Below are 24,142 nucleotides of genomic sequence, written 5' to 3'. Positions count from 1 at the left end.
GCCTACACAGTCACCTCACCCACGACCCGTACGCACAGGTGGAATTCGAGGCGTGCCACGGCTTCGCGGGCAGCGGACAGTGCCTCGTCGGCGGTCTGACCCAGCGCTCGGGCACTGGCCACACGGGAGTCGGAGGACTCAAGAGCGCCGATCGTGGTCCCTGGGCCGACCAGCAGCACCACCTCGGTAACGCCTGGAGTCCCACGGGCCTCGTCCAGACCGGTGACCTCGCCGAGCAATCCTGCGGTGGGCAGAGCCGCGAACCAGATCGCCGAGCTGCGCGGGGTACGTGGTTCGGCGAGGATGGCGCGAATGCCGGGCAGGACCTTCTCCCCGACTGTCTGGCGCACGACGCACTCGGCGATGTCGACACCGGTCGCGTCGAGCGCCAGTGCCGGAATCTCGTCGCCACCCATTCGGACGTGCGTTTCGATCACCCGCACGCCCGCCTCGCCGAGCACGATCTCGGTGTGGGTCGCGCCGGACTCGACACCGAGGGCGTCCAGCAGTCGCTGCGTGTAGACGTGGATCTCGTCCCGTTGCGACGTGGAAAGTTCCGCGGGTGACACGTGGCCAAGCTCGACAAAGCTCACCGGATCGGAGTACTTGCGCGTGATGGCGACGACCTGGTGCTCGCCGAGCTCCGAGAACGCCTCGACGCTGAATTGCGGGCCCTCGTGGAACTGCTCCACGAGCACCCCCGAGTCCGACAGTCCCTCGTGCCTGCCGGCTGCCCGCTCGAAGGCCGCGGCCAGTTCGCTCTCGCGCGTCACCCGGCTGACGCCCGCGCTGCCCGCGCCGGAGACCGGCTTGACCACACAAGGCAGACCGTGCTCCCGGACGAAGGCGCGAAGATCTCCCAGGGTGGCCACTAGGGCTGAGGGGGTGGCGTCCAGACCGGTCTCACGCAGCCGGGCCCGCATGGCCTGCTTGTCGTGGACCAGGGCCACCGTGCGCGGACTGTGGGTGGGTAGGCCGAGGGCCTCGCCGATGGCGGCGCAGCGGTCCTGGTCCCGCTCGCCGAACGTGGCAATCCGGGTGAACGGGTGCCGGGCGTGGGCAGCGGCGGCCAACTCGATCCACTCCTGATCCGCGGCGTCGTGCCGGACCGCGATGACCCTGGTGTGCTCAGTCAGCTCGCGCAGCTTGGCGACGAACTCCAGGCGGCAGATCACCGAGGTCTCGGTACCGGGCAGCGCCTGGCGGACACGGGTCGGGAGGTCGCGGCCACTGCCGACGACGAGAACGCGCTCGGTCATCACTGTTCACCTCGGTCGATCTTGGAGTGTGCTGGGGACGGGGGGCTGGAGGCGAGTTCGGTACTACCTGCCCGTTCGGCGAGGCAGCGACGGGCGGCGGTGCGGGTGACCGCGGCGGCCGCACCGAAGGCGCCTGCCAGCACGGGCCAGGCGAGCAGGCCGGCGGGCATCAGCAGGACCACCAGCAGCGTGGGACCGATGACCTTCTGGCCGGTGAGGGAGAGGCTGAACGCGCCGAGGTAGCGGGCGCGGGCGCGCTCCGGTGAGAGTTCGGCCGACAACTCCCAGGCGGCCACGGCATGGAGGTTCTCCGCCACCGAGAGCACCACCACCGCCACTCCGACGGCGATCACCGCGATGGTGGTGGAGGCCGCCTGTCCGACGGCGAAGAAGGCGCAGCAGACCGACATCAGGATGCCGGACACCACCAGCAGTCGAATCGCCGCGGCCGTGCCGACCGCGAACCTGGCGACGTACACCTGGAGGACCACCGTCAGCACGGTGTTGATGGCCATCAACACCGGCACCCAGGCGGGGGGCACCTCGGTGTGCTCGATGACCCAGATCGGCAGCAATACGATCAGCACGGTGTCGTAGAGCGAGAGAACACCGTTGCCGACCGTGAACACCATGAACCAGGTGTCGCGGAACGGGGAGCGCACCGGTTCCGCCGAGTCCGGCGGACTTGAACCGCCTGCTGGTGTCTTGCCGAGTCGCACGGTGGCACCGGCGCTGGCCAGCGCCTTTCGGACGGTGAACGCGACCACGACGAAGGACGCGCCGTTGGCGAGGAAGGCAGCCGTGAGCACAGTGCGACTGCCGGTCGCAAAGATCAGTCCCGCCAGCAGGAAGCCGATGGTGAGACCGACATTGCGGACGGCGCGGATGGAAGCCATCGTGCGCGTGCGGTCCTGGTCCCCGACCACGGCGGTCACCACGGCCTGCTGGATGGGCGAACTCGACCGGTCGGCTGCGGTGAGCAGCACGGTGAGCACCAGGTAGCCGATGAACTCTGAGACGAACGCGTAGCAGCTGTAGCCGACGGCGCGCAGGAGCAACAGGGCCACGTAGAACCGGCCCGGCCCGAGCCGGTCCGCGAGCCTGCCCAGTGGCACGGGAGCGAGCAGCGCGAACACACCTGCCAGAGTGGTGGCGAGCGCGACCTTCACCGACGGGATGCCGACGATCCCGACGAAGTAGAGGGTGGAGGACGCGAAGAACATCCCGGTGCCCAGCGAGTCGACACCGGCGCCGATCGCCAGCGTCCGGCCCGCTGGACTGCTCGGCAGGAGCACCCCGGCCGCCCGGTGAAGGGCTCTCCTCACCGCTGTTGCTCTCGGCGGGTCTGCGGGGCGAGCGCGCTCACGAGGTCGGCGGAGCGACGAACATGGGTGGGCGTCGCCGCCTCCGGGGCCGGACGACGCAGGTGGTTCCACGCGTACCGTCGAGCGGCGTTCACCAGTAGTTCCGCGACCTGGCTCGGCTGCCCGGCCGCACCCGCCTGGGAGACCAGGGCGGAGGCGATCAGCAGACGGCTCATCCTGTCGACGAGGACCCAGCCCGCCGCGGCCACGACCGCGGGGTCTGCTCCCACCCACTCGTGGCGGGTGGTGTCCAAGGTGCCGAGCGCCTCGTCCACCATTCGCCAGGCGGCGAGCAGCCGCCCCTCCGGTGCGGCGCCAAGCAGGTGGCGGACGTGGCCGGTGACCGCGTCGAAGTGCTCGGGCAGGGTGAGCAGCAGCAAGGCGCGGCCAGTCAGGCGGTGCTGAACAGAACGGTCGGAGCTGTCCCGACCGCCTGCGAGGACTGTGTCGGCGACGACGGCGTAGGCAACACACCGATGTGCGACGGCTTGTACGTCACCGAGCGACGAACTGGGCTTGGCGTACCAGGCGCGGGCGGCGAGCAAGTCGACCGCCCGGTCGGCAGCCTCCTCTCGCTGGGCGACGGCCCATGGTGTGTCGTCGGCGGACAGTTCGGCGGCGGTGCTGGTGAGCCGGGCTACCGCGTCCTCGAAGACGGCCAGTGCGTCGGTGACCGAGGCGGTGACGGACTGGGTGGGGCGAATCAGGTCTGTTGCCTTCATAGTCGTCCTCACACGTGGGAAAGCCAACGACGGTAATCGGTGTTCCGGCCGTGGACGACGTCCTGGAAGGCCTCACGCAGTTGTTTGGTGACCGGACCGCAGCCCGCGGCGGCGACCGGGCGGTCGTCGACCGATGTGACCGGAACGATCTCGGCGGCGGTACCGGTGAGGAAGGCTTCGTCGGCGACGTAGAGCTCACTGCGGGTCAGGCTCTGCTCCCTGACCTCGTAGCCGAGGTCGCGGGCCAGCGTGATCACGGTGTCCCTGGTGATGCCGGGCAGGATGTTGTCACTGACCGGCGGGGTGGTCATGACCCCGTCGCGAAGGGCGAAGATGTTCGCGGCGGAGGCTTCGGCCACGTGCCCGGTCGGCGTGAGCATGAGGGCGTCGTCGTAGCCCGAACGGATCGCGGCGACCTTGGCCAGTGCGGAGTTGACGTACGCGCCGGTGGCCTTGGCCAGCGGCGGGACCGAGTGGACGCCGTTGCGCTGCCAGCTGCTGATCACCAGCCGACAGCCGTCCTGCTCTGCCTTCTCCCCCAGGTACGAACCCCAGGGCCAGGCGGCGATGGCGACCTTGGCGCTGTCCAGTTGGGGTGCGACGCCCATGGTCCCGTAGCCGAGGTAGACGATCGGGCGCAGGTATCCGGACGTCAGGTCGGTGCGGCGCAGCAGTTCGAGGCTGGCCTCGGTGAGCTCGTTGACGCTCCAGCCGGGATCCATGAGGTAGACGCGGGCCGAGTCGTGCAGCCGCTGGAGGTGTTCACGCAGCCTGAAGACAGCGGGGCCCTCGGCTGTCTCGTAGGCGCGAATCCCTTCGTAGACACCCCATCCGTAGTGCAGGCTCGGGGTCAGGACGTGGACCTGTGCCTCGTCCCATGGAACGAACTCACCGTCCATCCAGATGGTGCTGGTGGGGGTCAGCTTCATCGTGCGGCTCCGTGAGGTGAAGGTGGTCAGGTGCGGCGGGAGGGAACGGGCACGGCAGGGCAGCCGACCAGTGCGAGGCGGCGCTCGATGCTCCGCGACTGAAGGGTGAGCACCTCGCGAAAGGTGTCGGTCCGCTCGCCGGGGAAGGCGAACCAGGCCCAGCGCGGCTGGAGTTCGCAGCCACGGGCGAACTTGGCCTCGTAGGCGGCGAGTCCATAGTGGACTCGGCGGATTCCGTGCTCGACCGCCCAGCGGGCCGTTTCGTGGTAGGTGAGAGCCAGGTAGCACCCATGGGCCTCGGGCATGAAGCCCACGGTCCGGGCGAATAGGGCTTCGCGAGTGCGCAGCAGGAGCACGAAACCCTGTAGTTCGCCGTCACGCTCGGAGCCCAGCAACAGGCAGCTGTCCCCGATCTCCTCCCGGATGGCGGCGAAGTCGCGGCGCACTCGGTCGTCGCCGCCGGGTAGGCCGTACTTGGCACGGTGGGCGACCTGGAGGGCGACGACGTCGTCGTCGATGGCGTCCGGGCCCTCGCGGACCACGGTGCGGAATCCGGCGGCCGCGTAGTCCCGTAGCTCCTTGCGCAGCCTGCTGCGACGGCGGCCGCTGATTCCCGCGATGTACTCATCCCAGCTGTCCGCGGCCAGCTCGTACACCCCGTCGGCGCCGAGGAGGGCCGCGGTGTAGCCGGCTCCGGCCGCGGCGGTGTCCACCGCTTCGGCGTCCGGTTCACCCACGTAGAGCAACGCCATGCTGCGGCAGTCGAGTTCGGCCGCCGCCTGCTCGAGCAGTGCGGGCAGTGCGGCCATGACCGCACGGCGCTGCACCGCGGTGCGGTCGGGGGCGTGCACCACGCCGTGGTGGGAGCCGAAGGTGGCCAGTGCCAGCGAGGGGTAGTGGTCCGGGCGGCTGTCGGACAGGGTCGATGTCAGGGCATCCCACCGCTGCCGGTCTGCAGGCTCGAGCAGTTCCGGCTCGGCCATCGGGCCCGCGGTGCCCGCCAACCGTGGCGGGTCGTAGAACAGCAGTCCACCCGCCTCCGGGGAGAGCAGCAACGTCGCCATGGCCACGGTCGTCCCGTCTTCGTGCACCTCCAGGTAGTGGACCTCGTGCAGGTCGGTCCGTTCGGTGAAGCGAAGCCAGCGTTCGTCGTCCCAGACGAGGTCCGGAGCGTGCAGTCCGGCGAAGTCCAGTACGGACGGACGGCTGCCGGGAGGCAGCAGGTGGCCCTTGTACGGGCTGCCGGCGGGCTCGGTTCCGGTCATCGCGCATCTCCCATGACGGACTTCTCGGCGTGCTCCCAGCCGAAGCCCGCGCTGACGACGTCAGCGGTGGCATCCAGCCTGGCGTCGAGCGCGGCGGCGTCCGGGTCGGTGACGATCCAGGTGGCCAGGAAGTCCCCGGACTTGCGGAGGCGGTAGCGGTCACCACTCCAGTCGTCTCCGACATGTGTGTTGAGGACGAAGTCGTGCGTGCCCGGTGGCTCGTCGGGTAGGCGCAGCACCCGGCCATGCCGCGGCGGGATGCCGTAAAAGGCGGCGCGAGGTGCGGTGTGGCAACGTTCGCGTACGGCGTCCAGGTCCGTGGGCAGTCCACATTCGACGCGGGTCCACAGTTCGCGCGGGTCGATGCCCAGGACGTGGCTGAGCATGGCGGGAATGGGGCCGCCGCCAATACGGGCAGCCACCTCGCACAACACGATCTCTCCGGCGTCGGTGACGAAGAACTCGGCGTGCGCGCACAGGGTGTCGGGCGAGGGTAGGGCGTCGATCAGCCGCGAGGTCTCCGCGACCAACCGCTCGTGGACCGGGTCGTCGAGGTCCAGGTTGCGGGAGCCATACGGGGCGTCGGTCCAGTGCGACAGGCAGCCCGCACCGGTGTATCGGGACGCGACGGCCGCGACGAGACGACCGTCCACCCGGAAGACGTCCACGTGGTGCATGTCGCCTTCGACGAACTCCTCGACCTCGTACGGAACGGTGCTGACGTACGTGGCGAGTCCGGCGGCCTGCGCGGGATCGTCCAGCACGTGCACTCCGGTGGACCCGGAGCCGCCTCGTGGCTTGGCCACGACCCGGCCGGGATGGGTGGACATGAAGGCCGTGATGTCGCGGACGTCGCCGACGGGCACGAAGGCAGGTACCCGGAGGCCTGCGGCCCGCGCGTAGTCCTTCATCAGGACCTTGTCCCGGTAGGCGGCCGCGGCGGCCGTGTCCAGTCCGGGCAACCCGAACTCACCCCGCAGCGCGGCGGCCCGTTCGATGTCGACCTCCGCCAGTGCCAGCACGACGCGCGGCCGGTGGCGGCGGGCCACCTCCCGTGCCGCGGCCAGCACTGCTTCGTCGTCGGTGTAGTAGGGGACGGTGACGACCTCGGCGAAGCCGTCGCCGACCGTCGTCCCGGTCGCGGTGACCGCCACCAACCGGCCTGCCTCCTCCGGCAGCCACCTGGCGTAGGGCAGCCCGGCGTTGCGTGGGCTGATCAGCACGAGAATCACGCGGACCCCTCCTCCGAGGTGGCTGTAGGGCCTGCGGCGCCGAGGCGTCCGGCCAGTTCGACCAGTACGTCCGCGGTCCGTGCGTCGAGTGGGATGCCGCGGACGCCGCGGGTCCGCTCGTAGGCGCGTTGCGGGTCGCCAGGGGCCAGTACGGGCTTGGCTGCGGCGGGCTTGGCGGTGCGCACGGTGGTCAATAGGTCGGCCAGTCCCGCGGTGAATTGCTCCTCGCCCGCAAACGCGGCCGGGTCGATGGCGAGCACCAGATGGCCGACGCCACGGCTGTGCCCGCGGTCGCCCTCGCCGACCTGGGCGAGCTGCCAGTCGGGCGCGGTACCCGTCAGGACGGCACCGAGCAGCGTGACGGCCATGGCCAGGCCCTGCCCCTTGTAGCCGCCGAGCGGCGAGAGTGCGTACGCGGCATCGGGGTCCTGGGTGGCCTGCCCGCTGTGGTCGGTCACCCAGCCCTCGTCCAGTCGGCGTCCCTGTGCGCTGCGCTGCTTCACCTCGCCGAAGCAGACCTGGCTGGTGGCCATGTCGAGTGCGAACTCCTCGCCCTCGCTCCCCGCGGCGACGCTGATGGGGTTGGTGCCGAACAGCGGCTCGACGCCTCCGTACGGCGCCACCCTCGACGCGGCCGAGGTGACCGCGATGCCGACCAGCCCCTGCCGGGCCAGCCGCCGGGTGTACACGGACGCGGCGCCGAAGTGGTTGGAGTTGCGCATGCCGACGGCGGCGACACCGAACTTCCTGGCGCGCTCGGCCGCGAGCCCGGCCGCGGACAAGCCTGCCAGCACACCGAGCGCACCGTCTGCGTCCATCAGCAGTCCGGCTCCTTGGTCGCGCACGACAGTCGGGCGCGCGGTTGCCTTGGCGACGCCGGTCGCGAGCTCGTCGAGGTATTGCGGGAGCAGTCGCAGGCCGTGCGTGTCGATACCGCGCAGCGAGGTGTCCACCAGCGCGTCGGCCACCTGCTCGGCCTCGGCGACCGGTACGCCCGCTTCGGTGAACGCCGCCTTGGTGAGCGAACGCGCACGGTCCGCCCCGATCGTCCGGTCGCCATTCGGTCCGACGGAAATGCCCGCGGACGCCGCGGCCCGGTTGTCCGCGATCATCGGAGACTCCTGTACATGAAGAAGTGCGGACCGATCTCGGGCATGTCGAACTCCGGACCCAGTTCCGCGAAGCCCTGCTTGCGGTAGAACCCGGCGGCGGAACTGCGAGCGTTGCACCAGACCCCGTCCGCGCCGTCCAACGCGGCGTGGGTGAGCGCGACGCGCAGCAGCGCGATGCCCGCGCCGGTTCCGCGCACCTGGTCGAGAGTCGCCATGCCTCGCAGTCGCCTGCCTCCACCGTGCCTGCACCCTCTGGAAAGCAGGCCCGGTGGGGCGTACTCGGCAGGCGGGTCCTCGGTGTATAGCGAGGCGGCGCCGACTGCCCTGCCCTCGTGCAGTGCGGCGAAGTGCCGGGCGCCGGGGAGGTCGTCCTCGGGGTACGCGCAGGAGTCGGCGGGCTGTGCTGGCCGCAGCACGCGGTGGCGGATCGGGCGCACCTCGGTGGCGGAAGCCGCCCGAACGTGCCAGCCGTGGGCCTCAGGATCGGGCAGGTAGCCGGATCCGGGGCGCCTGGGCAGCGTGACCCGGCCACTGCCATCGACGGTGATGCCCCGTCCGGTGTCGACCTCGAGGAGATCGACGATGTCGACGTCCAAGTGGTCGACCAGGCTGCCGAGATGGGCCGTGGCGGACACACTCGCCGCGGACTCGGGCATGCAACCCAGCATGGTGACCAGACCGCGGTCGCGAGCGGCGCGCAACAGGGCGAGGGCGGGTGTAATGCCGCCTGCTTTCATCGGCTTGACGTTGATGCCGTCGAAGGCCTGGGTGCAGGCGTCCAGGTCCGCGATCGAGGTGATGCTCTCGTCGGCGATGACCGGGATGGTGCTGAGTTCCTTGAAGGTCCGGGCATCCGACCACGCGGCACGCGGAAAGGGCTGTTCGATCAGCTCCACTCCCAGATCCCGCAGCTGGGGCAGCGCGGGAACGAGCTGGGAGAGTTCCCAGCCGCAGTTGCCGTCCACGAAGAAGGGTGCGTCGGTATGGCGACGGAGTTCCTTGAGGATCGTCGGGTCGCCGGGGTCCGCGATCTTGATCTTGTACGCGGACCAGCCCGGTCGCTCGCGCAGCTTGTCGACCATCACCTCCGTAGCGTCGAGGCCGATGCTGAAACTGGAGCGCAGCCCTTGGGGCCGGCCGAGGCCGAGAGCCTGCCACAGCGGGATGCCGAGCAGTCGGGCTCGCAGGTCGTGCACCGCCGCGTCGAGTGCAGCCAGCACGAAAGGCGAGTCGGGCAGCTCGGCGGCCAGCCGCTGCCAGACGGCCGTCGGGTCGTCAGGGCTCAGTCCTGCCAACAGCGGCGCGAGTCGCCGGAGGTCGGTGTGCAGCTGGTCGAGGCTCGAGTTGTAGTGGTCGGTCATGAAGACGGAAGCCTCGCCGTACCCGGCGAGGCCGTCCTGCTCGACCTCGACCACCACGGCCCGGTGCACCGGGATGGCTTCCCGTGCGGAGCGCCACAGGTGGCGCTGGGTCAGGCTGATCTCGTGTGCTGTGACCTTCACCGAGCACCCGCCAACCGCAGCTCCGACGTCGCGGACGACCGTCCAGGAAGCCAGGACCCGAGAGCGGGGCGGAGGTCGTCGAACCACTCCGCCTTCGGGTCGTACGCGGCGAAGAACTGGCATCCAACCTGCTGCGGGTCACGGGCTTGCAGCATCCGCAGCGAGAAGACGCGCTCCCCAGCGATGGTGCTGACACCGTCAAGCAGCACCTTGCCGGGAGCCGCGGACATGACCGGCCCCCGGGCGGAGCGGGCGAGTCCGGACACCCCGCGGATGGCGCCGGTGTAGATGTCCAGTGCCTTCGCCAGCGGGACGCCGAAGTAGCTTCGGGCACCGGTGTCCCGCTCCACGAACATGTAGTACGGCACGACGCCCAGCTCCACGAGCTGCTGCCACATCTGCGACCAGGCTTCCGCGTTGTCGTTGACGTGGGCGACCACCGGTGCCTGTGCGCGGATCACCGCGCCGGTGGACCGCACCCGCGCGATGGCCTCCCGGACCGCCGACGTCCGCAGTTCGTTCGGATGCGAGAAGTGCGCCATCACCGCCACGTGACGACCGGCGGCGACGCAGCGCTCGAACAGGCGCAGAAGATCGTCGGCATCTGAGTCGGTGGTGAACCGGGCGGGCCAGTAGGACAGCACCTTGGTGCCGAACCTCAGTGTCCGGACGGATTCCACGGCCGGGTCGAGCAGCGGCTCGACCCAGCGCTCGAGCACGCTGGATTTCATGATCATGGGATCTCCGCCGGTGAACAGGACGTCGGTGACGTCGGGATGAGCGCCCAGGTACCTGACTAGGTCGGCGGGGTCTCGTAGGGCCTGCCGGAGCTCGGCGACACCGACGAACTGAGCCCAGCGGAAGCAGTACCCGCAGTACGAGTGACAGGTCTGCCCCTGTGAGGGGAAGACCAGCACCGTCTCGGCGTACTTGTGCTGAAGCCCGTCGAGCCGCCGCCCGTCCAGCATCGGCACGTTCGCTTCGAGCTGGTCGCCGGGGTGCGGATTGAGCAGCTCCTGAGCGTCGGCGGTGGCCTTGCTCAGAACCTCGCGCGACGCGTCACTGTCGTGCAGGGCGGCGATGCCGTCGAAGATCTCCGGCGGCAGCATGTCGCGATGCGGAAAGGTGAGCCGGAAGATCGGGTCGTCCGGTGCGGCGGACCAGTCGATGAGCTCGTCGGCGACGTATTCGTTCACCTTGAAGGGCAGTACGGACGAGACAACCCGCAGATCACGGAGGTAGTCATCGGGCATACCGCGGTCACGGGCGAGGTCGGCCAGGCGTCTGTGGCTGTAGGTTTTCATCCGAAGCCGTCTCAGATCGTTGGTGGTGGGATCTGCGCCGCGTCTGCTGGGCGTGCTACCCGGTGACGTGTGAGCGGGACCAGTCGAAATCCACCTGGTCGGCCACCCCCAGCTCGTCGACGAGCTTGCGCAGTCCCGTGTAGTCACGGACGAGCCGCTTGCGGCCCGACTCGGCCTGGCAGTCCATGAGCATCTCGCGGCCGCCCGCGATTCCGCTAAGGTCGACGATCCGGCGCCAGGTGGAGTAGTCATTGGTCACGAACGCGTCCAAGCCCTCCATCAGCATGTCCAGGAAGAACCTGCGCTGGGTGGCATCCAGCTTGTCGTACACCGTCTGCGCGAGGACATGCGAGATGGAGGCGTGGCAGTACTCGTCCCGGTTGTGCAGCGTCGCCGTGGTGCTGTTGATCGGCTGGATCTCGGTGTCGTCGGCGAGCAGGTCCAGATAGGCGTTGATGGAGATCTCGGAGACGGTCGCGAAAGCCAGCGTCGTCAGTGACTGCTGCCAGCGCTCCGCGGCCTTGTCGCGCAATTCCTGGTGCACCCGCGCGGTGTACGACAGCGGCAGCGCGTCGTCCGGCATGGCGTGGCCCCGGCGGCGCCGGGTGACCGCGCTCGCGTTGAGGTGCATCAGCGTGTGGTACTGCTCGTCGACCATCGCCTGTGCCAGCGACAGGTTGAGCGCTTCCCCGGAAAGGCCCGGATATTCACCCTCCATGACAAGAGCGAAAGCCGGGTTGGCGACCTTCTGCTCGGCCATCACGGTGTGCCGGTTGTACGCGATCCAGGCCCAGCTGAGCAGTTCGGAACGCTTGGCGGGGTCAAGCGCGAGGTAGGTCGGATGGTCGTGGAAGGGCAGGATCTTCTCGGGGTAGTCGGCGCGCTCGGGCTCGAACAATTCGTCAAGGTCGGGTTCGTCGCGCTTGACTGTGGCCCGGCGATGCCAGTTGCCTACCAGTCGGCGGATCACCGCGCTCTCCACCACGTCGTTCGGGTCGAAGCTCGGAACGCCTTCCGGAAGCGGGGTTTTCGAAAACTCCCACAGTGCTGCCTGGTCGAGGCCGTCGGTGGCCGGAGGATTGCCGCTCATGACACTGTCCTTCAAGGGCTCGGCGCCGTTGCCCGTGTGCGGGCAAGGCTGATGGGCGGGGTCGCACCGGCTGTGCGACCCACGGGTGACGACGGTGAGTGGTCATGCTCAGACCGTGCCGAGCCAGTAGCGCGTCAGATGGCGCCGCACGTCCGTGTAGGAAGAGCGCGCGTGCAGCATCCGCTGGTTGTCCCAGATGAGCACGGAGTGCTGCGGGATGAGGACGGACACCTTATTCGTGCGGAAGAACTTCTCAGCGCGGACAGCCAGATCGCGTCCGAGCGCGCCCAATGGCAACTGCTCTGGCGGCACGTCGGCGTCGACCGGAGGGTCGTAGTGACCAGCGGTCAGCAGGTTGTAGCTGAAGCGGACGATGTCCCTGCCGTCGGCAGTGCGCTCGACCGCGGGTCGGCGGATCCCGTTCGAGCCGGTGCCGCCGGTGTTGTGGCCGACCCAGTCGATGCTCTTGTCGGACATGACCCGGCGCTCCGGCTCACCGAGGCGTGCGACGAAGTCGTACGCGTCAGCGAGTTCGGTGTGGCCACTGCCGCACTGGGCCTGGACCCGGCAGTGCAGGGCGAGATACCGGGGTGGCGGGTTCCAACCGGGAGCTTCGGTGTGCACCGGGATGGTGTTAGTGCTCTTGGAGTAGCGCCGGTCCTCGAATCCGGGGGCGGCCTTGACCTGGTAGCGCAGCTCGCCGTCGTACTGCGGCATCAGTGTCCCGAATTCACGCAGAGCCTCGGCCGCCTCCTTGTCGGTGGTGATGCCGCTGAGCAGCGTGTAGCCCTGCTCGAAAAGCTCCTGAGTGTGCAGCCCAAGGGTGGAAATAGTCACGATGTGCTTCTCTTTCGATTCAGTTCAGGTGAATCCGACCGTCATTGCGGGAATGCATTCGGGTGCGAACCCTTCGGGAGCAGTCTCACCGGGCACTTGGGCTGCGCATCCGCGCTTCAGATGCCGCGTGTTGCCGAAAGCCACCGCCGGTGTCGTCCCGCGTCCGACGCCACTTACGCATAGCTATTACGTTGGACACTGCCGCGTCGATCACTGTTGGGCGCCGGCGGGCACATGACCCGATATGGCAATCCGCCCGATACAAGACATGGTGTCGCCCACCACTAAATCTCCCGATCCGGTTTAACATCCCCCATTTGGTTTAAATTTTATTACGCCGCGCAAGACCGATGGATACCCCCTCCGAGAACGGGTTTGCCCGCAAGGATTGGTTCGTACAAGTGTCTACGTAGATCAGGATGGCACAGTGCAGAATCCCGAGGTGGGGGCACATGCCATGAACCACACTACTCACACTCCCTTTGTGGCAGGCGAGCGTCATCGCTCATCAATTGGCAACTTTACGTATGACCGGGCAGCTCCGCTCGCACCTTCCAACGAATTCGCTCGAATGGCGCAAAATTCGTCATGGCACAGAATTCGTCAGTGGGCAAACGGATCCAATACTGCAAAACGGACATTTCTCGGTATGATCCAACGTGCGAGGCGTCATTAGAGCACTAGCCCGGATCTTTCGTGTGGGTGACGGCCCGGCTTGAGACCGTGGCCGGTGGTTGCTATGGGTCCTCCTTCCGGTGTTCGGGATGGCCAAGATGGCCCGTTGTCGGCCGGGTGTCGCCGGGTTCCACTGCCCGGTAGTGGTGCTGACTGCTCGTAGGGGCGGGTTATGGCTGGTCAAGCCAGTAGCGGTAGATCGTGCAGGCGTTGGTGGCCGGTGAGCAGTAGCCAGGACCAGGGCGCGTGGGCGGCGAGTCGGAGATGGACCCGTCGGGCGTGTCGGGCGATCCGACCGGCGATGGAGAACAGGCGTAGTCGCAGGCGTTTGGGCTCCCAGCGGCGGGCTTCGTGCCCGGTCAGGGCGAGCATCTGGGTCCAGGCGGTCAACTCGACCGCCAACATCACGATCGCGACCCAGATCCGGTTGTGGGCGTAGCCGTGCAGGGGCAGGTTGGTCAGGCCGGTGGCTTTGCAGGTGCGGATGCGGTCCTCGGCGCGGGCCCGGCGGCGGTGGCGCAGTTCCAGATCGGCGAGTTGTCCGCGGACGGTGTTGGTGGCGAACGCGGTGAGCCTGTGTCCGTCGGCGTCGGTGAACCGCAACTGCGCGCCGGGGTGGGGTCGTTCCTTGCGGACCAGGACCCGCATTCCGGTGGGCCAGGAGGACAGGTCGAGCACGCCGGTTGCCTCGGCGACCCACGCTCCTTCCCGTACCGCGCCCTCTTCGTCGTAGGCCGGGGTCCACGCGGTGGCGGGGATGCGGGCGATCCGTTCGACGGCGTCCTCGGGCAGGGTGAACCCCAGCGAGTAGCCCAGTTTCCTGGTCTGCAACCAGTCCACGAACTCGTGGGTGCCGCCCGCGGCGTCTGTGCGGATGAGGATCTTGCGGCCGACTCGTCCGCCTCGGGCGGTGAACGGCAACTGCCGCAGCGCGTTGCGGGTGACCGTGATGTGGTCGGCGGCGGTGTTCGAGCCGGCGTTGCCCGGCCGGAGCAGGACCGCGAGTGGTTCGCCGGTGCCTGGTGTGTCGTGGTCGGCGAACGAGCACAACGGGTGGAAACCGTAGCCACGCTTGAATGTCGGCGCGGCGTGCTCCTTGTCGGAGTGGGCGGTGATGAGGGTGGCGTCCAGGTCGATGATCATCGGGTTGTTCGGGCTGATGTCGTGGTCGGGGGCGTGATCACCGGCGAGTGTCCAGGTTCGCGCCCGTATGTGCGCGCGGGCGTGGTCCAGGGCGGCGAGGGCTTTGTCCACGTCTGTGGCCAGGGTGTCGATCAGGCGTGACACGGTCGGGTCCGAGGCGACTGGGCCGAACAGGGCCGGCTCGGTTCTCAGGGTCGTGATGTCGGCCAGGCAGTCGCCGCCTATGGCCAATGTGATCGCCAGGTCGCACACGATCTTGCCGGGGTCGTGGATCGCGGTCGGTGCCCGCCACCGTCCCAATGCCGTGGACAGTGCGCGGTCCAGGCCGATTTTGCGCACGGTCTCGACCAGCAGCGTCGCGCCTGCCTGGGACACCACGCCGGTTCCGGCGGTGTCGATGGTCAACGATGGATAGGACCCGGTAGGCTTGCTCACCAGAAAGGTGCTCCTGAACTCGCGCGGACATGGCCCTAGACAAGCCCTATCCTTGCAGCTCAGAGCACCTTTCTCCATGGAATGGCCACTCTCGCGCCAATTCCCGATGAAAGCAGCGGGCTAGGGGCGAGGCGTCGTAGAACTGCCGGCGGCGCGGCGGCCGGATGGCTCCGGCCGGGAGACCGTCGTCGTGCGGAGCGAGCCGGTGCGGTCGGGTGAATTGGGTTGCCGACGACCTGCGAGCCGGTCTCGTGGTGTCACGCTGTGCGCTATCGGCCAACAAACACTCCTAGCCACTCAACGCGCCGCCGCCCTCGGCCGCCACCACGCCGTCTGGCACCTGCACATCTTCCACACTCGGCGGGGGCACCGACGTGACGCGCTCACCATGTGGCAGGCGGCTCTGGACGCCGCCGCCCATCCGCCCAACCCGGCTAGTCGCGGCCGCGCCTACCGACTGCTCGGCGACGCGTGTGCCCGGTTGGGCCTGCACAAGCCGCTCCCGCCTGTCGACCAACGCGACATACTCGCGGACGTCGTACGGGTCGGTGATCGTGGCGTTCCCGGTCAGCACGCTGATCGTCACCACGCGCTCGTCGTAGACTTGGAACCCTTGCAGCGCAACAAGATTCGTGTCCGCCGACCACGGGACCACGCCCAGCCGCACGGTGGTCCTGCACATGGTCTGGGACAGGTGCTCGATCTGGTCGCACATCAGGTCGGCCGACTCCATCCGCCACTGCGACGCGCTTCCTGGCCGGACTGCCGCAACATCTTCGGCGACCCCACCTGAACCTGGTGATCGGTGCTCGACACCGCCATCCAGCACCACACCCGCGAGAGGACTGGCGCCATCCACTGCGAGGCTGACACGACAAGGGGCGGTCGTCGAGGCATGCCGTGCACGGCCCGCTGACGATCAGCGTCCGATCGACCCGCACGCCCAGCACATGATCGCCGATCCTGGTCTCGCAGACCACGAGTGGGTCATCCTATGCGCATACGACTTCCTTGCCGTCCAAGGAAAATTGCGGTGTAGAACTGTTGGAGCCCATCGTGCACCGGACGCGGCGCTGGTGACGGCTGGCGACGGCAGTCACCCTCACGCCCGCCCGTATCTCGGTCAACATTCTCGGAGTTGGGGAGTAGTGTTTACAACTGTGGTCGTGATGTGGCGGCGGGAGCCGACCGATGAGGAAGTGGACCGTCTGCGTGACGCCGTGCGCGAACTTTCCTGGCACCAGGCTCGAACCCTGTCCGGATTGATGGAAGGCGACCTGCCCCGCAGCCCGTTCGATGCCGAATCCCTGGACGGGGCCGGTCAACGGGCCGCGGTGCTCGCCGTGTTGGCGGCGATGCGGGACGTGCGGGACCTGGCCGACGAGCTGATCGCCGGCACGGTGGGCCTCGCGGGCCGGACCGGAGCCGGAGGCGAGGCGATCGGCAACGCCCTCGGAACCTCTCGTTCAGCGGTGCGCAAGCGCTGGCCCGACACCGTGGCCGGAGCCTCCGGCCCGCGGCGCCCCGTCTTCACCACGGTGGGCAGCGAACTGTGGGGCGCCGCAGACCAGGTCGATGAACGGTGAGGACGCCACCGCCATCGGCGTCGGCCGTGCACGCCGCGACGACCGGACAGGTTTCCCGCAGATCAGCGGACCCGTACTTGCCGGGCTGGCCACGTCGACCGTCACCGTGCACGACCGACGTCACCGACCACGGTGCGCTGCGACCAGGTGCTCCGGCTGCCCGTCCGACGGCCTGGGCCGCCGACGTCGTCGACGGGGCGTGGAACCCGTGGGAGTTCCACGCCGGGCGTGCCGAACGGATGCGGGTGGAGGATCTGTGTCAGCTGTGCGGGCGGCCGCGCGGCGACGAGGTGTACCTGCTGGTGCCGCGGGACCATGCGGACACGATGGTCGTGATGTACGGCGGGGCGTTGTGCTCGCCGGCCTGTGCCCGGCTGACCGCCGCGGTGTGTCCGCATTACACCGCGCAGTCCTCGGTGGGGATCTATCCGGTGGCGCGGCATGATCGGGTGGATCTCATCGGGGGCGGGTTAGCCAACGACGACGAGTACGACATCGTCGGGCTGCGACCCATCGCGATGATTCGTGTCCGCTGGCAGAAGAGGGGGCAACCGCTGTGACCGACCAGGACGAACTTCCTCACGTGGCCGACCGCGGCACCGCGGAGGGTGACTCCCCGGCCATCGCGGTCCACGGCGGCGGCGGGTGGGGCGTGGCCAGCGTTCCCGCGCACGGGTCCGGTTCCAGACTGTGGTGTGCGGTCCGGAGACCCATGGCGAGGACGCGATGGCGTGCCCGTGGCGGAAGGACGCGATGACGGGGCAGTTCCCGCCGTCGGTGTTCCGGCACTCCGCCCGCACCGCCTACGACCTGTCGGATGTCCGGTTCGCCTGCCACAACTCCCGCGACGAGGCTCGGCCGCTGACCTGTGCGGGGTTCCTGCTGCGGGGTGCCCAGCACAACCTGTCCGTGCGCACCGACGGACCGGACGAGAGCCTGGTCGACGACGGCGGCCACGAGCTGTACCCGTCCTACCGGGCGATGGCCATCGCCAACGGCGTCGACCCGCTCGACCCCGCGCTGGCACTCTGCCGCGACTGGCAGCCCCCAGTACCGCCCGGAACGACCGAACCCGCCGCTGACCAGGAGTGGACATGACCACCACCGAGGACCGTTCCGCGACCGACTTCGCCAAGACGCTCCAGCAGCTCTTGGCGCTCGCTAGCCTGGCCGAGCAGGCTGAGGCGACGCTAACCGCGCTACCGGGCATCACCTTCTCGGCTCCGGCACGTGCCGCGCTGGCGACGGAGTTGGACACCGTCCTCCGTCGGACCCTGGCCGAGGGCCTGCGCACCGACGCGGGCATCGGCCACGACGGCAAGCCCAGCTACGACACCGGTTCCTGGCGGGACGCGGCCAACCGGATCGACCGGGCACTCGACCGCGACTGACCCACCGGTGAAAGAGGAGCACAGGATCATGTCCGCACCGATGTCCGACGGCGACCACCCGCCGATCGTGATGCCGTGCACCGACTGCGCCAGCGGGCTGGAGCTGGCAGACGGGCAGCTCACATGTGTGAACGTGCAGTGCTCCTCTGCCTGGATCACCGTGCCGATCTGGCGGGCGCATGAGCGGCTGGTCGCAGCAGGTCTGGACGTCCCGGCTCCGGGCGCGGGGTGGCCGCGGCCGCTGTTCGACGGGGTGCCGCACCCCTACCTTACACCGGTCGTGGCCGGTCGCGCCTGGTGGAAACTGGTCGACGAGCGGCGGCACCAGGAGTGCCAACTGCGGTGGGCGTGCCAAGTGTGCGGGAGCCCGCTCCCCAGCGCAGCCTGGGTCGTGGTGAACATCCACTACGAGGTCCTGATATCGACGGCGATGCACGAGCGGTGCCTGCGGCTGGCGACGGCGCGCTGTCCGAACTTGGTGTCCCCGCCCGTGATACTGACACCGCTACAGGTCACGCCGCGCGAGATCAGGGCCGATCACCGACCGCTGGACGAGGTCCTCGCTGCCGCGGTGTCCAAACCGGCCACGACAGGCGACTGGATCCAGGAGTGGACAGTCCCGCGCACCCATGGGTTGCACTCCCCTTGGTGACCCAGTGCCCCGGTGAACAGCAGACCCTGACCGACCGCCACGCCGGTCCACCCAGACCGTCGAGGTGTTCACCCACACCAACCACCGCGCCCAGATCGGCACCAACCTGACACCTGGGGTACCTCGACACCCTGGCCCAGGTGGATCACCGGTGGTCCAGGCTTGCGAACGCACGCCATCGGCATGAATTGGTGCCGTGGCCGCTATGCGGCATGTGCTGACGCGGCGCGCTACTCGTTGATGAGCTGTTCGCGCAAGATGTCGGCGTGCCCGCAGTGCTGAGCGAACTCGCGCAGTGCGTGGAGGTACACCCAGCGCAGCGGGAGCGGACCGCGGCGGTTGCCGTGGACCAGGTCGTCCAGCCCCAGGGACGAGGTCGCGTGGCGTGATACCTCGTACGCGTCGCGGTGTGCTCGCTGGACGGTGACGATGGTGTCGTCCTCGTCGAGGACGAATGACTCGTCCGGTGTCGCAGGAATGCCGATCTCGGCGCGCGACCGGCATGTGACGGCTTCGTCGAACCAGACCTTCTCGACGAAGGTCGTGTGCTTCACCAAGCCCAGCAGCGTGGTCCGGGAAGGCACCAAAGATCGACGCACCTGTTCCTCGGTCAGCCCGTCCAAGCAGCTGTTGAGCGCACGGCGGTGCTCGTCGAGGAACGCCTCGAACTGCGCTCGAGGCTGCTGGTCGATGACGTCCTCGGCGGACACCACTAGGTGCGTAGACATGGACGGAGTATCAGGGACGTGCCGCTGGCCTACGTCGGCAACCAGTACGACCGCGACACCGCCTTCAGCACCTATTTCGCTCCGGCCGCGGCCGTGCACCGGCATCTGGTGGCCGGAAAATGGGCCCGGACCGAGGCGTGGCCGCACGTGTCGTTCACCGGCAGGGTGCCCTTCACCGAGGTCGAGGGAATCCACGGACGAGCCCTGGCCACCGTGCTGCTGCTGCCCGAGCAGTACGCCCAGGTCGGGCAGATGACCCAGCGGCTGTTCGAAGCGGTCCTCGCCGGATGTCTGCCACTGACCCCGAGCAGCATCCGCAGCGCCGAACTGTTCACACCGGCGCGGTTGCACGTCGCCGACGGCACCGCCGTCACCACCATGCTCACCCGGCTCCAGGACATCACCGGCACAGCCGAGCACGCCGAGTTGATCGCCGACTGTCTACAGGCGCTGGACGTGTTCCGCCTCTCACGCCAACTCGACGTCCTCGACCGCCTGCTGTCCACCCGTACCGCCTCACAGGTGACGTCGTGACCGGCCGGCCTCCGCAGGGGCAGGCCCCTCCCGGCGCATGGACAGGATCGCCATCATCGGCTGCGGTGGGTCAGGCAAGACCTACCTGGCAAATCAAATCGCCGCCGCCTACCAGCTCCCGCTGACCCACCTGGACGGCATCTACTACGACGTCGACTGGAACCCGCTGCCTCCCGAGGAGTTCGCGGCCCTGCAGAACAAGCTGGTCGCCGAGGACCGCTGGTTGCTCGAAGGCAACTACGCGGGCACCCTGCCTATCAGACTGGCTCGCGCCGACACCGTGATCTTCCTCGACCTGCACGCGATCACCTGCTTGACCGGGATCGCACAGCGCAGGTGGCGCTACCGGGGCGGCCAACACACCAAAGACGGCGTCTACGACCGCATCACCTGGAACTTCGTCCGCTACATCTGGGGATACCGCAAATCCATGCGGCCCCGCGTCCGCGCCCTCGTGGTCGAACACGGCGAGAACGCCTGCCTGGTCACCTTGACCAGCCGTCGGCAGGCCGCCCGATTCATGGCGCATCTCCGAGCGGAATCCTCCACCCGGACCTGACCTCACCCTCAGGGAGGCGATCCGTCCATGCCCGCCACCCCCTTCACCGACCCCGACCTCGTCGCCGGACCGTTGTACGCCACCTCCGGACGGCTTGCCCAGCGCACCGGGGCGCTGCACGCCGCGAAGATCAGCGGCGACGACGCCACGACCACGATCGTCAACCTTGCCGCCCGGCTCGTCCCTGATGCCGCGGTGGTCTGCGACATCGGCTGCGGTCGCGGCACCACCACGGTGCACCTCGCACAGCGGCTCGCGCCCAAGCGGTTGATCGCTGTCGATCAGTCACCGGCTCTGCTGGCCACCGTCGCGGATCGAATGGCGGATGCCGGACTCGCCGTGGAGACGGTGCGTGCGGACTTTCACCACCTGCCCTTGGCGGAGGCGAGCGTCGACATCGCGGTGGCCGCGTTCTGCCTCTACCACTCCACGCACCCCGAGAACGTCATGGCGGAGATCGCCCGATGCCTCACACCCGGTGGCCGGGCGGTCGTGGCGACCAAGTCCGCCGACAGCTATCACGAGATCGACCAGCTGATCGCCGACGCGGGTCTCGCCCCCCAGGCGACCAGCCAGCCCAGCTTGTACGAGAGTTTCCACAGCGCCAACGCGGCCCAGATCGCGGCGACCTCGCTACAGGTCGGACACGTCGTGCACCAGCAGCACGTCTTCCGATTCAGCGGGCTGGACCACCTCGCGGAGTACCTAGCCACCTCCCCGAAGTATCGGTTGCCCGGCCACCTCGTCGGCGAGGCCGGCGCGCTCGCCGACGAACTCCGGCGGCGGCTCCCCGACCACCCGGTCACCACGACCTCCACCGTCACCTATGTGACAGCGGCATGCCCATGACCGCTTCCGGGTTCGTCAAGAGTTACCGGGATCCGCACCGTGCCATAGCGGCCCGTGCCCATCGGAAGTGGTTGGCGGCGCTGAATTCGGGTGTCCGTGTGCCGGAACTGCGATCGGCGGGGCCGCTTCGGTTGGTGTTCGAGCACCTCGGCAACCGACAAGCGGGACCCATTGACCTCGGCGTGCTCGCGCGAGCTCTGGGACGGATCCACGGCGCCGCGTACATCGAGCAGCTGCACGCAGCCCGGCTCGACGTACCGTTCACCAGCCCTAGCGGCCTCGTGATCGACGACTTCGTGTCGTCTCGCCGGGAACTACTGGATCGAACGGTAGTTGTCAAGTTCGATGAGACAGGTTGCGTCTAGGGAGCCGGTTGTGGTTGCTCGACGGGCTGGTTGATCCAGGCCACCTCGGGCAGCTCGGGTGGGCGAGGACGGCGCGTGAAACGCTGCGGATGCCGGGCGTAGGCCTGGTCGAGAGTGACTTGGCGTTGGTCGTGGATCTGCCCCGCGGTCCCGAAGTGCACCGACGCGGGAGTGTGCATTCCGATGCCGGAATGACGGTGCTCATGGTTGTAGGCCAGGAAGAAACCCTCGCAGAACACGCGGGCATCAGCCAGGGATCCGAACCGGTCGGGAAAGTCGGGCATGTACTTCAAGGTCTTGAAATGCGCTTCGGAATACGGGTTGTCATTCGAGGTACGAGGACGGGAATGCGACCGCAGGACACCCAGGCCCACCAGGAGTTCCGACACCGGTTTGGACACCATCGCGCCACCGCGATCGGCGTGGATCGTGTGCGGCCGCGCACCGTTGCGGGCGATGGCATCGGCCAGGAAGTCCTTGGCCAGTACCGCATCCTCCGCGGCCGCGACCAGCCACCCGGTGACATAGCGGGAGAAGATGTCCAACACGACATAGCACTTGTACCAAACCCCTTTCACCGGGCCTAATCAGTTCTAGGAGTGAGCCATCCGGCACACTCCTGGTTGGCAACCGACCGGCAGGTGAGCACTCTCCTGGCCTGGACGCTTGAGTCCTGTTGAAAGACAGTGCCCCTGCCGGCAGGCCGGAAGACCCGATCGCTGATGGGATGTCGTGCCACGCGCGCTGGTCGGCGTGAGCACTGCGTGATTAGGTCGCTGATGGTTCTCCGGCCGGCCGCCGCGGGTGATCGGCATCGAGATCGGGAGGACCGTTGCGACTGTTCGTGGGAGACGACTGGGCCGAGGACCACCACGACGTGGAGGTGATGGACAGCTCCGGCCGCAGACTGGCCAAGGCCCGGCTGTCCGAGGGAGTGGCCGGGATGGCCCGACTGCACGCGATCGTCGGGGACGTGGCCGGCGACGACGCCGACGACGTGGAGATCCTGGTCGGGATCGAGACCGACCGCGGCCCGTGGGTGCGGGCGTTGGTCGCGGCAGGCTACACGGTGTTGGCGGTGAATCCGTTGCAGGCGGCCAGGTTCCGTGACCGGTTGGGGGTGTCGGGGGCCAAGAGCGACGCCGGTGACGCCCACGTCCTGGCCGACATGGTCCGCACCCATGGCCACGAACTGCGGCCGGTGGCCGGGGACAGCGCGCAGGTCGAGGCGGTGAAGGTGGTGGCCCGCGTCCACAAGACCCTGATCTGGGAACGGACCCGCCACACCCAGCGGTTGCGGCACGCACTGCGGGACTATTTCCCCGCCGCGCTGATCGCGTTCGAGGACCTGGACGCCGCCGACACCCTGGAACTGCTCGGCAAGGCCGCGACCCCGGTCCGGGCCGCCCGGCTGACCATCGCGCAGATCAACGGCGCGTTGAAACGGGCGCGGCGCAGGAACATCGCCGAGAAAGCCGCGGTGATCCAGGCCGCGTTGCGCGCCGAACACCTCGCTCAACCCGAGATCGTCGCCACCGCCTACGCCGCCTCCGTCCAGGCCCTGATCGCGGTCCTGACCACCCTGAACACCCAGATCACCACCCTGCAAGGCCAGGTCGAGGCCCATTTTGGGTCGCACCCGGCCGCCGAGATCGTCCTGTCCCAACCCGGGCTGGGACCGATCCTCGGCGCTCGGGTACTCGCGGAGTTCGGCGACGACCCCGACCGCTACGCCACCGCCAAAGCCCGCAAGAACTACGCCGGGACCTCACCGATCACCCGCGCCTCGGGCAAGAAGAAGGTCGCGCTGGCTCGGTTCGTGCACAACGACCGGCTCGTCGACGCGCTGCTGACCCAGGCCTTCAGCGCGCTCACCCGCTCGCCCGGCGCACGCGCTTACTACGACCGGCACCGAGCCCGCGGCGCCGGTCACAATGCCGCTCTGCGTCAGCTCGCCAACCGACTCGTCGGCATCCTGCACGGATGCCTCAAAACCGGCACCCACTACGACGAAACGACCGCTTGGTCGCATCACACCGAGCACCTCGCTGCTTGACATCTACGCCCCTGGGATGTCTTTCAACGCGGTGATGTCCCAGGACCACACCTCACCCGGACCACGCGCCAGCAGTTCGGGCCGGACCCTGGCCGGGTGGGTGGCCACCCGACGGCGTTCGCGGACCTGACCCACGGCACGGGCGATCCGGTACATCGTGGACACCGAACACCAGTACCGGCCCTGGTCCAGTTCCCGTGCCCACACCTGCGGGATCGCCAGGTCCCGGTAGGCCGGCCCGGTCAGCATCTCGAGTACCCAGGCGCGTTCATCGGCGTCCAGGGCCTGCGGCGGCGACCTCCGTGCCGGCCACGGCCCGTGCACCGGGCCGCTCGGCTTGAGGTGTCGGTAGTGCGTCGCCCGCGACAATCCCGTCAGGGCACAGGATTTCGTCACCGAGACGTCCGCGGCACGCAGGTCGGCGAACGTGGTGGTCAGGACTTCCCGGGCGGTCTGTCGTCCTGTTCGCTCTCGGAGAGTTCCTGCAAGAGCGCGTGTGGTCGGGTCGCCCAGGGGAATCGCACCCCTGGGCTCCCACAGATCCGTACGTGAC

At 68.5% G+C, this 24,142-nt stretch carries 26 protein-coding genes; 10 read left to right on the top strand and 16 right to left on the bottom strand.

The window, feature by feature from the left end; all coding sequences use genetic code 11:
- Positions 1-2: 2 nt before the first annotated feature.
- From RM788_RS43465 to RM788_RS43405, 13 genes are all read right to left on the bottom strand, one after another.
- Complete coding sequence (locus tag RM788_RS43465; RefSeq protein ID WP_315926319.1) at positions 3-1,259, bottom strand: ATP-grasp domain-containing protein; 1,257 nt, start codon at positions 1,257-1,259, stop codon at positions 3-5.
- Positions 1,259-2,584: an MFS transporter gene (locus tag RM788_RS43460; protein ID WP_315926317.1), complete on the bottom strand. Its 1,326-nt coding sequence runs from the start codon at positions 2,582-2,584 to the stop codon at positions 1,259-1,261. Before RM788_RS43460 ends, RM788_RS43465 begins: the two co-directional genes overlap by 1 nt.
- Positions 2,581-3,345 (bottom strand): hypothetical protein, encoded by a 765-nt coding sequence (locus RM788_RS43455; RefSeq protein ID WP_315926315.1) that lies wholly within the window; start codon positions 3,343-3,345, stop codon positions 2,581-2,583. Before RM788_RS43455 ends, RM788_RS43460 begins: the two co-directional genes overlap by 4 nt.
- A gap of 8 nt (positions 3,346-3,353) precedes the next feature.
- Positions 3,354-4,274: a branched-chain amino acid transaminase gene (locus RM788_RS43450; RefSeq protein ID WP_315926313.1), complete on the bottom strand. Its 921-nt coding sequence runs from the start codon at positions 4,272-4,274 to the stop codon at positions 3,354-3,356.
- 26 nt (positions 4,275-4,300) lie between these two features.
- Positions 4,301-5,539 carry a GNAT family N-acetyltransferase gene (locus RM788_RS43445; RefSeq protein ID WP_315926311.1) on the bottom strand — a complete coding sequence of 413 codons (1,239 nt, stop codon included), beginning with the start codon at positions 5,537-5,539 and terminating at the stop codon, positions 4,301-4,303.
- Positions 5,536-6,771, bottom strand: coding sequence for an ATP-grasp domain-containing protein (locus RM788_RS43440; RefSeq protein ID WP_315926309.1), 1,236 nt, complete (start codon positions 6,769-6,771; stop codon positions 5,536-5,538). The genes RM788_RS43445 and RM788_RS43440 overlap by 4 nt, the downstream gene beginning before the upstream one ends.
- A complete protein-coding gene (locus RM788_RS43435) occupies positions 6,768-7,883 on the bottom strand; it encodes an Ldh family oxidoreductase (RefSeq protein ID WP_315926307.1) in 1,116 nt (371 codons plus the stop codon). Before RM788_RS43435 ends, RM788_RS43440 begins: the two co-directional genes overlap by 4 nt.
- A complete protein-coding gene (locus tag RM788_RS43430; RefSeq protein WP_315926305.1) occupies positions 7,880-9,385 on the bottom strand; it encodes a GNAT family N-acetyltransferase in 1,506 nt (501 codons plus the stop codon). The genes RM788_RS43435 and RM788_RS43430 overlap by 4 nt, the downstream gene beginning before the upstream one ends.
- Positions 9,382-10,689, bottom strand: coding sequence for a KamA family radical SAM protein (locus RM788_RS43425; protein ID WP_315926303.1), 1,308 nt, complete (start codon positions 10,687-10,689; stop codon positions 9,382-9,384). The genes RM788_RS43430 and RM788_RS43425 overlap by 4 nt, the downstream gene beginning before the upstream one ends.
- A 55-nt stretch (positions 10,690-10,744) precedes the next feature.
- Positions 10,745-11,779, bottom strand: a complete 1,035-nt coding sequence (locus RM788_RS43420; protein WP_315926301.1) for an AurF N-oxygenase family protein — start codon at positions 11,777-11,779, stop codon at positions 10,745-10,747.
- A gap of 108 nt (positions 11,780-11,887) precedes the next feature.
- Positions 11,888-12,616 carry a TauD/TfdA family dioxygenase gene (locus RM788_RS43415; protein ID WP_315926299.1) on the bottom strand — a complete coding sequence of 243 codons (729 nt, stop codon included), beginning with the start codon at positions 12,614-12,616 and terminating at the stop codon, positions 11,888-11,890.
- An 855-nt stretch (positions 12,617-13,471) separates the two neighbouring features.
- On the bottom strand, positions 13,472-14,869 hold the full coding sequence (locus tag RM788_RS43410) for an IS1380 family transposase (protein ID WP_315923831.1): 1,398 nt from the start codon (positions 14,867-14,869) through the stop codon (positions 13,472-13,474).
- A 289-nt stretch (positions 14,870-15,158) separates the two neighbouring features.
- Positions 15,159-15,698, bottom strand: coding sequence for a Scr1 family TA system antitoxin-like transcriptional regulator (locus RM788_RS43405; RefSeq protein ID WP_315934899.1), 540 nt, complete (start codon positions 15,696-15,698; stop codon positions 15,159-15,161).
- 331 nt (positions 15,699-16,029) lie between these two features.
- Here RM788_RS43405 and RM788_RS43400 point away from each other — a divergent pair, with 331 nt between their 5' ends.
- The 5 genes from RM788_RS43400 (at position 16,030) to RM788_RS43380 (ending at position 18,498) form a co-directional block, all read left to right on the top strand.
- Entirely contained in the window at positions 16,030-16,455 is a 426-nt protein-coding gene (locus tag RM788_RS43400; protein ID WP_315926297.1) for a hypothetical protein, read from the top strand.
- A 239-nt stretch (positions 16,456-16,694) separates the two neighbouring features.
- Positions 16,695-17,015: a hypothetical protein gene (locus tag RM788_RS43395; protein WP_315926296.1), complete on the top strand. Its 321-nt coding sequence runs from the start codon at positions 16,695-16,697 to the stop codon at positions 17,013-17,015.
- Positions 17,016-17,181: 166 nt separating this feature from the next.
- Positions 17,182-17,553: a DUF6283 family protein gene (locus tag RM788_RS43390; RefSeq protein WP_315926294.1), complete on the top strand. Its 372-nt coding sequence runs from the start codon at positions 17,182-17,184 to the stop codon at positions 17,551-17,553.
- Positions 17,550-17,846, top strand: a complete 297-nt coding sequence (locus RM788_RS43385; protein WP_315926292.1) for a hypothetical protein — start codon at positions 17,550-17,552, stop codon at positions 17,844-17,846. The genes RM788_RS43390 and RM788_RS43385 overlap by 4 nt, the downstream gene beginning before the upstream one ends.
- 28 nt (positions 17,847-17,874) lie before the next feature.
- Positions 17,875-18,498 (top strand): hypothetical protein, encoded by a 624-nt coding sequence (locus tag RM788_RS43380; protein WP_315926290.1) that lies wholly within the window; start codon positions 17,875-17,877, stop codon positions 18,496-18,498.
- A gap of 230 nt (positions 18,499-18,728) precedes the next feature.
- On the opposite strand, the gene RM788_RS43375 is transcribed toward RM788_RS43380, so the two are convergent.
- A complete protein-coding gene (locus RM788_RS43375) occupies positions 18,729-19,226 on the bottom strand; it encodes a DinB family protein (RefSeq protein ID WP_315926288.1) in 498 nt (165 codons plus the stop codon).
- Positions 19,227-19,244: 18 nt separating this feature from the next.
- Between RM788_RS43375 and RM788_RS43370 the strand changes: the two genes are divergently transcribed.
- The 4 genes from RM788_RS43370 to RM788_RS43355 are packed head-to-tail and all read left to right on the top strand — an operon-like array spanning position 19,245 to position 21,533.
- Positions 19,245-19,760, top strand: a complete 516-nt coding sequence (locus RM788_RS43370) for a hypothetical protein (RefSeq protein WP_315926286.1) — start codon at positions 19,245-19,247, stop codon at positions 19,758-19,760.
- 37 nt (positions 19,761-19,797) lie between these two features.
- Positions 19,798-20,319 (top strand): P-loop NTPase family protein, encoded by a 522-nt coding sequence (locus RM788_RS43365; RefSeq protein WP_315926284.1) that lies wholly within the window; start codon positions 19,798-19,800, stop codon positions 20,317-20,319.
- A gap of 27 nt (positions 20,320-20,346) precedes the next feature.
- Positions 20,347-21,168, top strand: coding sequence for a class I SAM-dependent methyltransferase (locus tag RM788_RS43360; RefSeq protein WP_315926282.1), 822 nt, complete (start codon positions 20,347-20,349; stop codon positions 21,166-21,168).
- Positions 21,165-21,533 carry a hypothetical protein gene (locus tag RM788_RS43355; RefSeq protein ID WP_315926280.1) on the top strand — a complete coding sequence of 123 codons (369 nt, stop codon included), beginning with the start codon at positions 21,165-21,167 and terminating at the stop codon, positions 21,531-21,533. The genes RM788_RS43360 and RM788_RS43355 overlap by 4 nt, the downstream gene beginning before the upstream one ends.
- On the opposite strand, the gene RM788_RS43350 is transcribed toward RM788_RS43355, so the two are convergent.
- Entirely contained in the window at positions 21,530-22,111 is a 582-nt protein-coding gene (locus tag RM788_RS43350; protein ID WP_315926278.1) for a DDE-type integrase/transposase/recombinase, read from the bottom strand. The genes RM788_RS43355 and RM788_RS43350 overlap by 4 nt on opposite strands.
- A 260-nt stretch (positions 22,112-22,371) precedes the next feature.
- Between RM788_RS43350 and RM788_RS43345 the strand changes: the two genes are divergently transcribed.
- Entirely contained in the window at positions 22,372-23,589 is a 1,218-nt protein-coding gene (locus RM788_RS43345; RefSeq protein WP_315934898.1) for an IS110 family RNA-guided transposase, read from the top strand.
- A 3-nt stretch (positions 23,590-23,592) separates the two neighbouring features.
- Here the strand turns inward: RM788_RS43345 and RM788_RS43340 are convergent, their stop codons facing one another.
- A complete protein-coding gene (locus RM788_RS43340; protein ID WP_315926276.1) occupies positions 23,593-23,985 on the bottom strand; it encodes a hypothetical protein in 393 nt (130 codons plus the stop codon).
- Positions 23,986-24,142: the final 157 nt, after the last annotated feature.

Source organism: Umezawaea sp. Da 62-37 (genome assembly GCF_032460545.1).
Classification (GTDB): Bacteria; Actinomycetota; Actinomycetes; order Mycobacteriales; family Pseudonocardiaceae; genus Umezawaea.
Note: the sequence above shows the minus strand (reverse complement) of the source record. Positions and strands in the feature narration are given on the sequence as shown.